The sequence below is a fragment of the Escherichia sp. E1V33 genome (genome assembly GCF_004211955.1).
Classification (GTDB): domain Bacteria; phylum Pseudomonadota; class Gammaproteobacteria; order Enterobacterales; family Enterobacteriaceae; genus Escherichia.
This window is the reverse complement of record NZ_RHJI01000019.1, coordinates 110,957-126,512: the sequence shown is the minus strand read 5'-3', so window position 1 is coordinate 126,512 and position 15,556 is coordinate 110,957. Positions and strand designations below refer to the sequence as shown.

Sequence of the window (15,556 nt, the reverse complement as noted above, 5' to 3'; positions counted from 1 at the left end):
TAACGCTGGTTATGTTTAGGGTGGCGTATATTAAGGTTTTTTATTAATTGTGACAGCTTTTTACCATTAATAGGTATGACTATTGCGGAACGTTATTTTTACACTGGTTATAAAAGTTGCCGTTTGCTGAATGATTAAGCGGGTAATGTGATAACAAACCTTGTCCCTCGCGCATCTGACGTTACCGCAACCGTGCCTTTATGCGCGACAACAATCGATTTCACTATCGCCAGACCAATGCCGCTACCTTCGCCTTTTCGCTGGCGGGAGGGGTCAACGCGGTAGAAACGGTCAAACAAACGCGGTAAGTGTTCGGGCGCAATGGGCGTACCGGGGTTTTCGACGGTAACTTGCACCTGGTGATTGACCGTCTGACAGCGCACTACAATTGCCTCTCCGGGGGGCGTATAACGCAGGGCATTAGAAAGCAGGTTACTTAACGCCCGACGCAGCATCAGCGGATCGCCCGCAACCTGACATTTGTCACCAACAAACCGCAGCTCCACGCCGCGATCTTCCGCTAACGCCTCGAAAAAATCGAACACTTTGCCGACTTCATCCGCCAGGTTGAGCATTTTCTTTTCGGGGATTAGCTGGTTGTTATCGGCCTGGGCGAGAAACAGCATATCGCTGACCATTTTCGCCATTCGCGTCAGCTCTTCGAGATTAGAATAGAGCACATCTTCCAGCTCCTTCTGACTGCGCGACTGGCTGAGGGCGATTTCCGTTTGCGTAATGAGATTCGTAATTGGTGTGCGAATTTCGTGGGCGATATCCGCTGAAAAATTGGACTGGCGGGTAAAGACATCCTCAATACGCTCGATCATATGGTTGAACGACAGTACCAGCTGCTCCAGCTCAATAGGCACGGTCTGTGGGTCGAGGCGAACGTCGAGATCTTTCGAGGTGATATTCTGGATTTGACGGCTGACGCTGCGGATCGGCGCGTGACCTTTATGTACCGCCAACAGCACGATAAAGACGATCAGGATGCTGATTACCGATGCGGTCATAATAAGTTTATTCATCAAATCATTTATGTAATGAAGATGAAAATCGATCGAAAGCGCGATGTAGAGCGTATAAATCGGTTTGCCGTCCACCAACGGGCCAACCGGCAAGTTAATCATCCGCCAGTTGCTGTGTTCCATATGCCCGTGACCGTGTCCTGGCATCATAATCGTCGGGCCGGAAAGGAGATACACCTCGCCGCCCTGAGCATCTTTATCGGGTATGGCGTCACGCGTAAACTCGCGGATATCCGGCGCACCGGGGGAGTGATACACCGTTTTACCCTGGCTATCTGCCAGGGAAATCAACACATTGGAATAACCACTGACGATATCTTCCAGCGTCATTAAGCGTCGGGCTTGCGTTTCGTCAGGGTGATTTAGTACCCGTTCAAGGGTGGCGCTAATCTCTTTTAAATCATTAATATCCTGCTCGGCAAAATGCACTTTTACTGAGTGGATCATGATCCATGCAAAGGCGAAAAACGCCGCGATGGTGGCCAGGCTGATAAAAAAGGTCAGGCGGGTTGCCAGCGAAAACGGGCGCTGAAATGGCTTATTGACCATCAGGTACCTCAAGCATATAGCCCACGCCGCGCACGGTCTGAATCAGCTTCGGCTCAAAGTCGTTGTCGATTTTGCCGCGTAGCCGCTTCACCGCCACATCAATGGCGTTAGTGTCGCTGTCAAAATTCATGTCCCATACCTGCGAGGCGATAAGCGAGCGGGGCAGCACTTCGCCCTGATGGCGGAGAAAAAACTCCAGCAGAGTAAACTCTTTACTGGTCAAAGTGATGCGCGTGCCGCTGCGGGTGACTTTGCGGCTGACGAGATCGACCATCAGATCGGCAACCTGAAACTGACTTTCGATAATTACCGCCGCCCCGCGCCGCAGTAGAGTGCGCACCCGCGCCAGCAGTTCAGCAAAAGCGAATGGCTTCACCAGGTAGTCATCTGCCCCCAACTCCAGCCCCTTGACGCGATGTTCAATGGTGCCAAGCGCGGTAAGCAACAGAATCGGCATCCCTTTATTGGCGGAGCGTAACATGCGCACGATATCCCAGCCGTTCACGTCCGGCAGCATAATATCGAGGATTATCAGATCATAATCATCGGTCATCGCCAGATGGTAGCCATTCAGCCCGTTGTCGGCCAAATCGACCACAAAACCGGCTTCGGTTAACCCTTTGGTCAAGTATTCTCCGGTTTTCTTTTCATCTTCGACAATCAACAGTTTCATATTTCCTCCGCATGTTGCCCGGGCAATTCTAGAGTAGCGGGATCAGATGGCAATCGCTTATTGGCAAAATGACAATTTTGTCATTTTCCTGTCACCGGAAAATCAGAGCCTGGCGAGTAAAGTTGGCGGCATAAAATCACCAGAAATTATGAGCCTATGTCTCCTTGTAAACTTCTGCCATTTTGTGTGGCCCTTGCGCTAACCGGTTGTTCACTGGCACCGGATTATCAGCGTCCGGCAATGCCCGTTCCTCAGCAGTTCTCACTCAGCCAGAACGGCCTGGTTAACGCAGCAGATACCTACCAGAACGCGGGCTGGCGCACCTTTTTTGTTGATAATCAGGTGAAGACGCTGATTAGCGAGGCGCTGGAGAATAACCGGGATTTGCGCATGGCGACGCTGAAAGTGCAGGAGGCACGGGCGCAATATCGTCTGACTGATGCCGACCGCTACCCACAGCTCAATGGTGAGGGCAGCGGCAGCTGGAGCGGCAATCTTAAAGGCGATTCAGCCACGACGCGGGAGTTTTCTACTGGCCTTAACGCCAGCTTTGACCTCGATTTTTTCGGGCGCTTAAAGAACATGAGCGAAGCCGAGCGACAAAATTATTTAGCCACTGAGGAAGCTCAGCGCGCGGTGCATATTCTGCTGGTTTCTAATGTCGCGCAAAGCTATTTCAATCAGCAACTGGCGTATGCGCAATTGCAAATAGCCGAAGAAACGCTGCGTAATTATCAGCAGTCATATGCGTTTGTCGAAAAACAACTGTTGACCGGTAGCAGCAATGTTCTGGCGCTGGAACAGGCTCGTGGGGTGATAGAAAGTACCCGCAGTGACATCGCTAAACGTCAGGGGGAACTGGCGCAGGCGAATAATGCATTGCAACTGTTATTGGGAAGCTACGGCAAGCTGCCGCAAGCGCAGACAGTAAACAGCGGCAGCCTGCAAAGCGTTAAATTACCGGCGGGTTTGTCGTCGCAAATCTTATTGCAGCGCCCGGATATTATGGAAGCTGAACACGCGTTAATGGCGGCTAATGCCAATATTGGTGCTGCGCGTGCGGCATTTTTCCCGTCTATCAGCCTGACCAGCGGAATATCGACCGCCAGTAGCGATCTGTCGTCATTATTTAACGCCAGCAGCGGGATGTGGAATTTTATACCCAAAATTGAGATCCCCATTTTTAATGCCGGACGCAACCAGGCCAATCTGGATATCGCCGAAATTCGCCAGCAGCAGTCGGTGGTGAATTATGAACAGAAAATCCAGAACGCCTTTAAAGAAGTGGCAGATGCGCTGGCATTACGTCAAAGCCTGAACGATCAAATCAGTGCCCAGCAGCGTTATCTGGCATCGCTACAAATTACTTTGCAACGGGCGCGGGTATTATATCAGCACGGCGCAGTAAGTTATCTGGAAGTGCTGGATGCCGAGCGTTCTTTATTTGCAACCCGACAAACTTTACTTGACCTTAATTATTCCCGTCAGGTTAACGAAATTTCTTTATATACCGCACTTGGTGGCGGTTGGCAGCAATAATTTTTAACTCCAGGAGAGAATAAATGAAAAAAGCACTGCAAGTTGCAATGTTCAGTCTGTTTACCGTTATTGGCTTTAATGCCCAGGCTAACGAACATCATCATGAAACCATGAGCGAAGCACAACCGCAGGTCATTAGTGCCACCGGCGTGGTAAAAGGTGTTGATCTGGAAAGCAAAAAAATCACCATCCATCACGATCCGATTGCTGCTGTGAACTGGCCGGAGATGACCATGCGCTTTACCATCACCCCGCAGACGAAAATGAGTGAAATTAAAACCGGCGACAAAGTGGCGTTTAATTTTGTCCAGCAGGGCAACCTTTCTTTATTACAGGATATTAAAGTCAGCCAGTAACCCAGGTTTAATGAGATGAAAAAAATCGCGCTTATTATCGGCAGCATGATCGCGGGCGGTATTATTTCTGCGGCAGGTTTTACCTGGTTTGCAAAGGCGGAACCGCCTGCAGAAAAAACGTCGACCGCAGAACGTAAAATCTTATTCTGGTACGACCCGATGTATCCCAATACGCGGTTCGATAAACCAGGTAAATCGCCGTTTATGGATATGGATCTGGTGCCGAAATATGCCGATGAAGAGAGTTCTGCGTCTGGTGTGCGCATTGACCCGACTCAGACGCAGAATCTGGGGGTGAAAACGGCTACCGTCACGCGCGGGCCGCTGACTTTTGCCCAGAGTTTCCCGGCGAATGTCAGTTACAACGAGTATCAGTATGCCATTGTGCAGGCTCGCGCTGCCGGGTTTATCGACAAGGTGTATCCGCTTACCGTGGGCGATAAAGTACAAAAGGGCGCGCCGCTTCTCGACCTGACCATTCCCGACTGGGTGGAAGCGCAGAGTGAGTATTTACTGCTGCGCGAAACCGGCGGTACGGCGACCCAGACTGAAGGCATTCTTGAGCGGCTGCGACTGGCGGGAATGCCGGAGGCGGATATTCGCCGCCTGATCGCCACGCAAAAAATCCAGACTCGCTTTACGCTCAAAGCACCCATTGATGGCGTGATCACCGCGTTTGATCTGCGCGCGGGAATGAATATCGCCAAAGATAACGTGGTAGCGAAAATTCAGGGTATGGACCCGGTGTGGGTCACTGCTGCGATCCCGGAGTCCATCGCCTGGCTGGTGAAAGATGCCTCGCAGTTTACGCTCACCGTTCCGGCGCGACCTGATAAAACACTCACCATCCGCAAATGGACGCTACTACCTGGCGTGGATGCCGCGACCCGCACGCTGCAGCTGCGTCTGGAAGTCGACAACGCCGACGAGGCGCTAAAACCGGGAATGAACGCCTGGTTGCAACTCAATACCGCCAGCGAACCGATGCTGCTCATTCCGTCACAAGCGCTGATTGATACCGGCAGCGAACAGCGGGTGATTACCGTTGATGCCGACGGGCGCTTTGTACCAAAACGCGTTGCCGTTTTCCAGGCATCGCAAGGTGTCGCCGCATTACGCTCTGGTCTGGCGGAAGGTGAAAAGGTGGTTTCCAGCGGCCTGTTCCTGATTGATTCCGAAGCCAATATTTCTGGCGCACTGGAGCGGATGCGCTCTGAAAGTGCTACCCATGCGCATTGAGGGAATAACCAATGATTGAATGGATTATTCGTCGCTCGGTGGCGAACCGTTTTTTGGTGCTGATGGGCGCGTTGTTTCTAAGTATCTGGGGCACCTGGACCATCATTAATACGCCAGTGGATGCGCTGCCGGATCTCTCCGATGTGCAGGTGATTATTAAAACCAGCTATCCCGGTCAGGCACCACAAATCGTTGAAAATCAGGTGACTTATCCGCTAACCACCACCATGTTGTCGGTGCTTGGCGCGAAGACTGTGCGCGGTTTCTCACAGTTTGGCGACTCTTATGTGTATGTCATTTTCGAAGATGGCACCGATCCGTACTGGGCGCGCTCGCGGGTGCTGGAGTACCTCAACCAGGTACAGGGTAAGCTGCCTGCGGGAGTCAGCGCCGAGCTGGGGCCAGATGCCACGGGTGTTGGCTGGATCTATGAATATGCACTGGTGGATCGCAGCGGTAAGCACGATCTGGCCGATTTACGCTCATTGCAGGACTGGTTTCTCAAATATGAGCTAAAAACCATCCCTGACGTTGCGGAAGTGGCGTCGGTGGGCGGTGTGGTGAAAGAGTATCAGGTGGTTATCGATCCCCAGCGCCTGGCGCAATATGGCATCAGTCTCGCCGAAGTAAAAAGCGCGCTGGATGCTTCAAACCAGGAAGCGGGCGGTTCGTCGATCGAACTGGCGGAAGCAGAATATATGGTGCGCGCCAGCGGCTATCTGCAAACGCTCGACGACTTTAATCACATCGTTTTAAAATCCAGTGAAAATGGCGTGCCCGTTTATCTGCGTGATGTTGCGAAGGTCCAGGTTGGCCCGGAGATGCGCCGGGGCATTGCCGAACTGAACGGCGAAGGCGAAGTTGCGGGCGGGGTGGTGATCCTGCGTTCCGGCAAAAACGCCCGTGAAGTGATCGCCGCCGTGAAGGACAAACTGGAAACGCTGAAAAGCAGTCTGCCGGAAGGCGTGGAGATAGTTACAACATACGATCGCAGCCAGCTCATTGACCGCGCCATCGACAACCTCAGCGGCAAGTTGTTGGAAGAGTTTATTGTGGTGGCGGTAGTCTGCGCGCTGTTTCTCTGGCATGTGCGCTCGGCGCTGGTGGCGATTATTTCGTTGCCGCTGGGGTTGTGTATTGCTTTTATTGTCATGCACTTCCAGGGGCTGAATGCCAATATTATGTCGCTGGGTGGCATTGCGATTGCCGTCGGGGCGATGGTCGATGCCGCTATCGTCATGATCGAGAATGCACATAAACGGCTGGAAGAGTGGCAGCACCAGCATCCTGACGCCACGCTGGATAATAAAACGCGCTGGCAGGTGATCACCGATGCATCTGTTGAAGTGGGGCCAGCGCTGTTTATCAGTCTGCTGATTATCACGTTGTCGTTTATCCCGATCTTCACCCTGGAAGGGCAGGAAGGGCGTCTGTTTGGCCCGCTGGCGTTCACTAAAACCTATGCGATGGCGGGTGCGGCTCTGCTGGCGATCGTAGTGATCCCTATCCTGATGGGTTACTGGATCCGTGGCAAAATTCCGCCAGAAAGCAGTAACCCGCTCAATCGCTTTTTGATTCGTGTTTATCATCCGCTGTTGCTGAAAGTACTGCACTGGCCGAAAACCACGCTGCTGGTGGCCGCGCTTTCGGTGCTGACGGTTCTCTGGCCGCTCAATAAAGTTGGCGGGGAATTTTTACCGCAGATCAATGAAGGCGACTTGTTGTATATGCCATCGACGCTGCCGGGGATTTCCGCAGCAGAGGCGGCGAGTATGCTGCAAAAAACCGACAAGCTAATTATGAGCGTACCTGAAGTGGCGCGGGTATTTGGCAAAACCGGGAAAGCGGAAACCGCCACCGATTCTGCTCCGCTGGAGATGGTAGAAACGACCATCCAGCTTAAGCCACAGGATCAGTGGCGGCCAGGCATGACGATGGACAAAATCATTGAGGAACTGGATAACACCGTGCGTATGCCGGGGCTGGCGAATCTGTGGGTGCCGCCAATTCGTAACCGTATCGATATGCTCTCAACCGGCATTAAAAGCCCCATCGGCATTAAAGTTTCCGGCACTGTGCTGGCGGATATCGACGCGATGGCGGAGCAAATTGAAGAAGTGGCGCGAACGGTGCCTGGCGTGGCTTCTGCGCTTGCCGAGCGTCTGGAAGGTGGGCGCTATATCAACGTTGAGATTAACCGTGAAAAAGCCGCGCGTTACGGTATGACGGTGGCGGATGTGCAGTTGTTTGTGACTTCTGCGGTGGGCGGGGCGATGGTTGGCGAAACGGTGGAAGGGATTGCCCGTTATCCAATTAATCTGCGTTATCCGCAAAGCTGGCGCGATAGTCCGCAGGCACTGCGCCAGCTGCCGATCCTGACGCCGATGAAGCAGCAAATCACCCTGGCAGACGTGGCAGACGTTAAAGTCTCTACCGGACCGTCAATGCTGAAAACCGAGAATGCGCGCCCGACGAGCTGGATTTATATCGATGCCCGCGATCGTGACATGGTGTCGGTGGTTCACGATTTGCAAAAAGCGATAGCTGAAAAAGTGCAGTTAAAACCGGGCACCAGCGTGGCATTCTCCGGGCAGTTCGAGCTACTGGAGCGCGCCAACCATAAGCTGAAACTCATGGTGCCGATGACGTTGATGATCATCTTCGTGCTGTTGTATCTGGCGTTCCGTCGGGTGGGCGAAGCGTTGCTGATTATCAGCAGCGTACCGTTTGCGCTGGTGGGCGGCATCTGGTTACTGTGGTGGATGGGCTTTCATCTTTCCGTGGCGACGGGTACCGGGTTTATCGCTCTCGCCGGAGTCGCTGCCGAATTTGGCGTGGTGATGCTGATGTATTTACGTCACGCCATAGAGGCAGATCCGTCGCTGGATAATCCACAAACATTCAGCGAGCAGAAGCTGGATGAGGCGTTGTATCACGGCGCGGTCCTGCGCGTGCGCCCGAAAGCGATGACGGTGGCGGTGATTATCGCCGGTCTGCTGCCGATTCTGTGGGGAACGGGGGCAGGGTCAGAGGTGATGAGCCGGATTGCCGCGCCGATGATTGGCGGCATGATCACCGCACCTTTGCTATCGCTGTTTATTATCCCGGCGGCGTATAAGCTGATGTGGCTGCACCGACATCGGGTACGGAAATAAAAGCAGGATACCCGGTATAACCGTGTGGATTGTGTCTTGCGACGATGGGCACTAAATGTTAAAAGGTGCCCCTCAACAAAAAAGACACACAGGGGAAAGGCGTGAAAAACGCGTCAACCGTATCGGAAGATACTGCGTCGAATCAAGAGCCGACGCTTCATCGCGGATTACATAACCGTCATATTCAACTGATTGCGCTGGGTGGCGCCATTGGTACTGGTCTGTTTCTTGGCATTGGCCCGGCGATTCAGATGGCGGGTCCAGCTGTATTGCTGGGCTACGGCGTCGCCGGGATCATCGCTTTCCTGATTATGCGCCAGCTCGGCGAGATGGTGGTCGAAGAGCCGGTATCCGGTTCATTTGCCCACTTTGCCTATAAATACTGGGGACCGTTTGCGGGCTTCCTCTCTGGCTGGAATTACTGGGTGATGTTCGTGCTGGTGGGAATGGCAGAGCTGACCGCTGCGGGCATCTATATGCAGTACTGGTTCCCGGATGTTCCAACGTGGATTTGGGCTGCTGCCTTCTTTATTATCATCAACGCCGTTAACCTGGTAAACGTGCGCTTATATGGCGAAACCGAGTTCTGGTTTGCGCTGATTAAAGTGCTGGCAATCATCGGTATGATCGGCTTTGGCCTGTGGCTGCTGTTTTCTGGTCACGGCGGCGAGAAAGCCAGTATCGACAACCTCTGGCGCTACGGTGGTTTCTTCGCCACCGGCTGGAATGGGCTGATTTTGTCGCTGGCGGTGATTATGTTCTCCTTCGGCGGTCTGGAGCTGATTGGGATTACTGCCGCTGAAGCGCGCGATCCGGAAAAAAGCATTCCAAAAGCGGTAAATCAGGTGGTGTATCGCATCCTGCTGTTTTACATCGGTTCACTGGTGGTTTTACTGGCACTCTATCCGTGGGTGGAAGTGAAATCTAACAGTAGCCCGTTTGTGATGATTTTCCATAATCTCGACAGCAACGTGGTAGCTTCTGCGCTGAACTTCGTCATTCTGGTAGCATCGCTGTCAGTGTATAACAGCGGGGTTTACTCTAACAGCCGGATGCTGTTTGGCCTTTCTGTACAGGGTAATGCGCCGAAGTTTTTGACTCGCGTCAGCCGTCGCGGCGTGCCGATTAACTCGCTGATGCTTTCCGGAGCGATCACTTCGCTGGTGGTGTTAATCAACTATCTGCTGCCGCAAAAAGCGTTTGGTCTGCTGATGGCGCTGGTGGTAGCAACGCTGCTGTTGAACTGGATTATGATCTGCCTGGCGCATCTGCGTTTTCGCGCGGCGATGCGACGTCAGGGACGAGAAACACAGTTTAAGGCGCTGCTTTATCCGTTCGGCAACTATCTCTGTATTGCCTTCCTCGGCATGATTTTGCTGCTGATGTGCACGATGGATGATATGCGTTTGTCAGCGATCCTGCTGCCAGTGTGGATTGTATTCCTGTTTGTAGCATTTAAAACGCTGCGTCGGAAATAAGGCATTCACGCTGCATCCGACAACACGATGACAACAATCTGAAACCGCTCTTATCCATTCGATGAGAGCGGTTTTTTTAATTACTGCTTAAATGCTTCTGCCAGGGAGCGAATATCATTGCTGGTTGGCGACTGATGAAGTCGCAGACCAAACTCTTCGACGATCGCAAATATGTGGTCGAATATATCAGCCTGAATGCTTTCATATTCCAGCCACACCACGGTATTAGTAAACGCGTAGATCTCAAGCGGTAAACCGTTATCGCCCGGAGCTAACTGGCGCACCATTAAGGTCATATCTTTGCGAATCCGCGGATGATTGCGCAGATATTCATTCAGATAGGCACGAAAGGTTCCAACATTGGTCATTCGGCGCAGGTTTAATACCGACTCCGTAGAACCTTGCTGGCGGTTCCACTCATTAATTTCCTGATGGCGACTGGTTAAATAAGGCTTTAACAGATGCGCTTTATTCAGCCGCTGCATTTCAGTTTCATCAAGAAAACGAATACTGGTGACATCAATACTGATACTGCGCTTAATACGCCGCCCACCGGATGCCGACATCCCGCTCCAGTTTTTAAAGGAGTCAGATACCAACGACCAGGTGGGAATAGTGGTAATGGTATTATCCCAGTTACGCACTTTGACGGTGGTTAAACCAATATCAATTACTGCGCCATCCGCGCCGTATTTTGGCATTTCCAGCCAGTCGCCCAGTTTCAGCATATCGTTTGCCGAAAGCTGAATACCTGCCACCAGACCTAGGATCGGATCTTTAAACACCAACATCAGCACGGCGGCCATCGCGCCAAGGCCACTGATCAGAATTGCTGGTGACTGACCAATCAGCAGTGAGATCATCAAAATGCCGACCAGAATCGCGCCGATCAGTTTGATCCCCTGAAATATCCCTTTTAACGGCAACTGTTTTGCTGCCGGGAATTTCTGCGCCAGATTCAAAATAACATCCAGCAACGAGAAGACTGAAAGCAGCGCATACATCATGATCCACAACTGCGCGCAGGTAGTCAGAATATCAGCCGCTTCGGTGCCTTTTTGCAGCCAGAATACCGCCTGAATATTGACGATAATCCCCTGCAGGGTAAAAGCTAAACGATGGAAGAGTTTATTCTGGGTAATGATTTGCAACCATAGCCGTGAACTGGCGATGGCGCGTTTTTCGAAGGTACGTAGTACTACCCAGTGCAAAATAATATGCACTACAACGGCGGTCAGAAAAATAATACCGAAAATCATCACCATCGAGGTGGTGTGATCAAACTCAATACCCGCTAAATCTTCAACCTGGGATATTAAATCCTGCATAACATCTCCTATATACAACAGCGGCCTATGATGACGGCTGAAAGGGGGTTATGCAAATAAGTAAAATCTGATGAGAAATAGCCGGGCGGATGCCCGGCAAGGGGGAATTACACTTCTGTTAAAGTGATACTTTGTGGCAGACGCGATTTTGGCAGAGTCGCGTTAAAATCTTCGACGCTGTGATGACCTACCGGCACAACCACCAGACTGGTGTAGCCTTTCTCTTTAAGACCAAATTCAGCATCGAGGATTGCGGCATCAAAACCTTCGATTGGCACTGCGTCCAGACCCAGCGCCGCAACGCCCAGCAGGAAGTTACCGACGTTGAGATAAACCTGTTTTGCCATCCACTCTGCATCATCATGCAGATCTTTACGGTGCATATCGGCGAAGAACTTGCGACCTTTATCGTTCGCGGCTTTCGCTTCCGGCGTGGCAAAGCGGCCATCGGCATCTTCCTGGTCAACAACCAGCTTCAGCCAGGCATCGTCCATCGCGGTTTTTGCACAGAACACCACGACGTGCGAGGCATCAAGCATTTTGCGCTCGTTGAACACGTAATTACCGGCGGCGGATTTGGCAACACGCGCTTTGCCTTCTTCAGTGCTGGCAACAATAAAGTGCCACGGCTGGGAGTTGGTGCTGGACGGGCTGTACTGCAGCAGAGTTTTGATCTGCTCTGCCTGTTCTGGGGTAAGTTTTTTGCTGGCATCAAATGCTTTAGTGGAATGACGCTTTAAGGCGACAGAAATGATATCCATAAAGACTCCATGTGAAAGTAATTTTGCGTGCCAGCAGATTACAAGGTTCAACGAGAAATGGTAAGCGAGAAAAATGCGCTATAGATTTCCACTTTAGCCCGGACGCACTCTTTTTTGATCGCGTTTAGCCAGACCATCAACCACCAGATTCCACGAATCGTTGATCAGATCGCAAAGTAACGCTTCGGAGATTTCCTCGCCGGGATAAACCGAAATCCAGTGCTTTTTATTCATGTGATACCCTGGCTTAATGCTCGGGTATATCTGCTGATTTAACAGGGATTTTTGTGGATCGGACTTCAAATTGATAAACGGAATACCGCGCATCTCCGACGACAACATAAAAATCTTGCCGCCAATTTTAAAAACATCGAACTCCGGGCCAAACGGCCAGCAAAGCTCAACAAAAGGTAGCTCAAGGGCCAGGCGTTTCGCCGTTTCGTGCAGTGATTGCTTATCCATAAACTTTCCTTTAGGCGAAGGAGAATAAGCAAAGTATGCCGCGAAGTTCGGCGATAATCGACGTTTAATCCGCCAGCGAGAACCAGCGTCGCCATATAAAGCGCAGAATAAAATACTCGATAGCGCCCAGCGCTAAAAACCACAGGCAAAACAATAAAGTGTAAAGCTGGCTAAGATCCATCAGATGGAACGTGGTCACCAGTTTTTGTGCCAGCGTCAGCCCCAATGCGGGGGCGGGAAGCAGCAGGCAAGAGAGGAAAGCCATCAGCAAAATGCCTGCTGCGGTGGTCAAGGTTTCTAAAGGGTGTTTCATAACATTGTTAAATGTAAGTTAAAACACCATTGTCAGGGATATTCTTCTGTAAGGCAATTCCCGACTTAGTCACCGGCCCAGATCTCACAATGCTTTTTCACCAGCCCAATCAGCGAGCCGCCATCGGCGACGAAATCGCGCATCAGCTGCGCTTCATTCAGACCGCTGACGACCTGGCGATGCAGTGCTTCAATTGCGCTCGATGCACCAATTTTATGTGCGGAAGGGGCGATTTTTTCCAGCAATCGCAAGGTGTCTTCCGTTAGCGGTCGACGATCGCCAGTATGCGGATCGGTAATGACGCCTTCCAGCCCATAGCGGCAGGCCTGGAAACGGTTGAATTTATACAGCAGGTAATCTTTCTCCTGATGTTTAAACGGGCGTTCCGTCAGTAACCAGTGGGCGGTGGCCTGAATTAATCCCGCCATATTTACCGCGTGGCTAAGGGTTAACGGGGTATCCATCACCCGAACCTCCACCGTGCCAAAATGAGGACTGGGGCGAATATCCCAGTGCAGATCTTTAATGCTGTCGATCATCGTGGTGTAACTCAGACAGCGAAACAGGGCTTCAAATTGTTGCCAGTTACTGACCCATGGCATCGGGCCATTATCAGGAAAGGCGGAAAAAATATTCGGTCGTGAGGAGGCAAAACGCGTATCCGTTCCCTGCATATATGGCGACGCGGCGGAAAGGGCGATAAAGTGCGGCACAAACCGTGACAAGCCGTGCAGCAAATAAATGGCGTCATCGCCACTGGCACAGCCAACATGGACATGCTGACCAAAAACGGTCGCCTGCTGGATGAGATAGCCAAAGTTTTCCAGCGTTCGTTGATAGCGTTCGTTGTCGCATACCTCCTGACGCTGCCATTTCTGAAACGGGTGCGTGCCACCGCCGCAAATTTCCAGATGATAGTCTGCGGCTGCCTGCAATACGACTTTCTGCATTGCTGAAAATTGCCCGGCAGCCTGGTTGATATCACGGCAAACATCCGTCGCCAGCTCCAGCATACTTTCGGTGATATCGTGCTTTACCTCTCCGGCCGTGATCTTATTTTTAACCGCGTCAATCAGCATTGAAGAGTCCTGGCTTAAGTCATAGCCCGGCGGATTAACCACCTGCATTTCCAGTTCAATACCGAGGGTAAAAGGTTCAGAAACATGAAAATCGGGTAATGGCATAGGTTTCTCTTATGTTGGTGTTTTCTATTCAGTATAGAAGTGGGAGCTGCCAGGCGAGATGCGGAAGTTCTGGAATGTTTCTTTTTTGGTGATGGTGAACTGATTGTGACTGAAGCAATTTGGCTACTTTTTCAATGTGACAAGTTATGGCAGAGCTGGCTGGTGGCGAAGAATTTTGATGATTGAGGCATGCAGAAAAAACGGGTTCAGCTTCAGTTGATCAAATGAGGAGTGAGAAGTCCGAAACAGGATTCGCTGTATAAATAAACAGCTATTTTGCTAAGGAAGGGTAAGATAACTGCGGGTGCCTGAAGCTTTCCGGTTTCAGGTTAACTCTGAGGTCTGGAAAGATGAAGCCCCAGGAGATATTTCTATCAATCCTGGGGCTGCCACTCCGAACCTCAACAACTCGGATGGTAGTCCCTTCTTCGCATGGAGGCAATATAAACATGCTGACGAAATATGCCCTTGTGGCAGTCATAGTACTGTGTTTAACGGTGCTGGGATTTACGCTTCTGGTCGGAGACTCGCTGTGTGAGTTCACCGTAAAGGAACGTAATATTGAGTTTAAGGCTGTTCTCGCTTACGAACCGAAGAAGTAGCCGTTGTGCGGGGAGCAATCCCCGCATATCCGGTTGTCAGGTCAGAGTGGTAAGGCACCTGCTTTACACTTTCGCCCGCAGTCAGTGATGGCTGCGGGCGAATCGTACCAGATGTTGTCAATTAATCGTGTTGGCACAGAGTTATGACTATTTTTTCTTTTATCTGCCAGTGCACAGCAAACATCTCATTCTCACGATGAATGATGACCTGCTGTTTATTCCAGCTAATTATCTGATAGTCCAGAAAACCTGCATCAGTTTGGATCTCACTTGCCTTAAATGCGCTCTCTTTGGCGGAAAATGCCAGTGTCAGCGCCAGAGAAAAGGCTAAACCGCAGTCTGCGAGTCGCTCGTGTTCTGCTGGTGTAATAATGTTGTCTGTCAATTCGGTCGCTGTTTGCGCAGAAAAAATTTCTTCGATATCAACGCCAATCGGTTGACGGGAAACCACGGCCAATGCCGTAGCCCCGCAGTGGCTAATACTGCCGTATACCTCCGCAGGCCACACCGGTTGGCGTAGCTCGCCGATTGCGGGCACACATTTATAGCCATATTCCCGCAAGGCATAAACAGCAGCGATCCGTCCGGCTAGATGCTCGGTTTTACGTTTACGTCCAGCATGTTGCAGTTGTGCGTAGTGCGGCAGCCAGAGTAAATCCTGCTCGTGAAAACTCGCCGGATCAAACTCAACAAAATGCAGCGTATGTCCGGCAAAGGGGAGGGCGGTATGCGTAGTTTTCATATCGACCATATTAGAGACTGATGACAAACGCAAAACTGCCTGATGCGCTACGCTTATCAGGCCTACGTGGCCCTGCAATATATTGAATTGGCAAGATTTTGTAGGCCGGATAAGGCGTTCACGCCGCATCCGGCATGAACGACGCGC

14 protein-coding genes are annotated in these 15,556 nt (G+C 51.4%); 6 read left to right on the top strand and 8 right to left on the bottom strand.

Features of this window, described 5'->3' with window-relative positions:
- Nucleotides 1-134: 134 nt before the first annotated feature.
- Entirely contained in the window at nt 135-1,577 is a 1,443-nt protein-coding gene (gene cusS, locus D9742_RS17295) for a Cu(+)/Ag(+) sensor histidine kinase CusS (RefSeq protein WP_130237692.1), read from the bottom strand.
- Nucleotides 1,567-2,250, bottom strand: a complete 684-nt coding sequence (gene cusR, locus D9742_RS17290; RefSeq protein ID WP_130237691.1) for a copper response regulator transcription factor CusR — start codon at nt 2,248-2,250, stop codon at nt 1,567-1,569. The genes cusS and cusR overlap by 11 nt, the downstream gene beginning before the upstream one ends.
- Nucleotides 2,251-2,406: 156 nt before the next feature.
- Between cusR and cusC the strand changes: the two genes are divergently transcribed.
- The 5 genes from cusC to pheP all read left to right on the top strand — a co-directional run bounded on the left by cusC (nt 2,407) and on the right by pheP (nt 10,017).
- The gene (gene cusC / locus D9742_RS17285; protein ID WP_130237690.1) at nt 2,407-3,789 is read left to right on the top strand and encodes a Cu(+)/Ag(+) efflux RND transporter outer membrane channel CusC; all 1,383 of its coding nucleotides are present in this window, start codon (nt 2,407-2,409) and stop codon (nt 3,787-3,789) included.
- A 23-nt stretch (nt 3,790-3,812) separates the two neighbouring features.
- Nucleotides 3,813-4,145, top strand: coding sequence for a Cu(+)/Ag(+) efflux RND transporter periplasmic metallochaperone CusF (gene cusF, locus D9742_RS17280; RefSeq protein ID WP_000709873.1), 333 nt, complete (start codon nt 3,813-3,815; stop codon nt 4,143-4,145).
- A gap of 15 nt (nt 4,146-4,160) precedes the next feature.
- A complete protein-coding gene (cusB, locus tag D9742_RS17275; RefSeq protein WP_130237689.1) occupies nt 4,161-5,384 on the top strand; it encodes a Cu(+)/Ag(+) efflux RND transporter periplasmic adaptor subunit CusB in 1,224 nt (407 codons plus the stop codon).
- An 11-nt stretch (nt 5,385-5,395) separates the two neighbouring features.
- Nucleotides 5,396-8,539 carry a Cu(+)/Ag(+) efflux RND transporter permease subunit CusA gene (gene cusA, locus D9742_RS17270; protein WP_130237688.1) on the top strand — a complete coding sequence of 1,048 codons (3,144 nt, stop codon included), beginning with the start codon at nt 5,396-5,398 and terminating at the stop codon, nt 8,537-8,539.
- Nucleotides 8,540-8,640: 101 nt separating this feature from the next.
- Nucleotides 8,641-10,017, top strand: a complete 1,377-nt coding sequence (pheP, locus tag D9742_RS17265) for a phenylalanine transporter (protein WP_000786320.1) — start codon at nt 8,641-8,643, stop codon at nt 10,015-10,017.
- A gap of 80 nt (nt 10,018-10,097) precedes the next feature.
- Here the strand turns inward: pheP and ybdG are convergent, their stop codons facing one another.
- From ybdG to D9742_RS17240, 5 genes are all read right to left on the bottom strand, one after another.
- The gene (gene ybdG, locus D9742_RS17260; RefSeq protein WP_130237687.1) at nt 10,098-11,345 is read right to left on the bottom strand and encodes a mechanosensitive ion channel YbdG; all 1,248 of its coding nucleotides are present in this window, start codon (nt 11,343-11,345) and stop codon (nt 10,098-10,100) included.
- 107 nt (nt 11,346-11,452) lie between these two features.
- Complete coding sequence (gene nfsB / locus D9742_RS17255) at nt 11,453-12,106, bottom strand: oxygen-insensitive NAD(P)H nitroreductase (protein ID WP_130223095.1); 654 nt, start codon at nt 12,104-12,106, stop codon at nt 11,453-11,455.
- Between the two features lie 93 nt (nt 12,107-12,199).
- Nucleotides 12,200-12,568 (bottom strand): MmcQ/YjbR family DNA-binding protein, encoded by a 369-nt coding sequence (locus tag D9742_RS17250; RefSeq protein WP_096959959.1) that lies wholly within the window; start codon nt 12,566-12,568, stop codon nt 12,200-12,202.
- 64 nt (nt 12,569-12,632) lie between these two features.
- Complete coding sequence (locus D9742_RS17245; protein ID WP_032280459.1) at nt 12,633-12,881, bottom strand: DUF1158 domain-containing protein; 249 nt, start codon at nt 12,879-12,881, stop codon at nt 12,633-12,635.
- Between the two features lie 65 nt (nt 12,882-12,946).
- A complete protein-coding gene (locus D9742_RS17240) occupies nt 12,947-14,065 on the bottom strand; it encodes a YbdK family carboxylate-amine ligase (protein ID WP_085453563.1) in 1,119 nt (372 codons plus the stop codon).
- Between the two features lie 449 nt (nt 14,066-14,514).
- Here D9742_RS17240 and hokE point away from each other — a divergent pair, with 449 nt between their 5' ends.
- Complete coding sequence (hokE, locus tag D9742_RS17230) at nt 14,515-14,667, top strand: type I toxin-antitoxin system toxin HokE (protein WP_000956465.1); 153 nt, start codon at nt 14,515-14,517, stop codon at nt 14,665-14,667.
- Between the two features lie 121 nt (nt 14,668-14,788).
- On the opposite strand, the gene entD is transcribed toward hokE, so the two are convergent.
- Nucleotides 14,789-15,409, bottom strand: coding sequence for an enterobactin synthase subunit EntD (gene entD / locus D9742_RS17225; protein ID WP_130237686.1), 621 nt, complete (start codon nt 15,407-15,409; stop codon nt 14,789-14,791).
- Between the last annotated feature and the right edge of the window lie 147 nt (nt 15,410-15,556).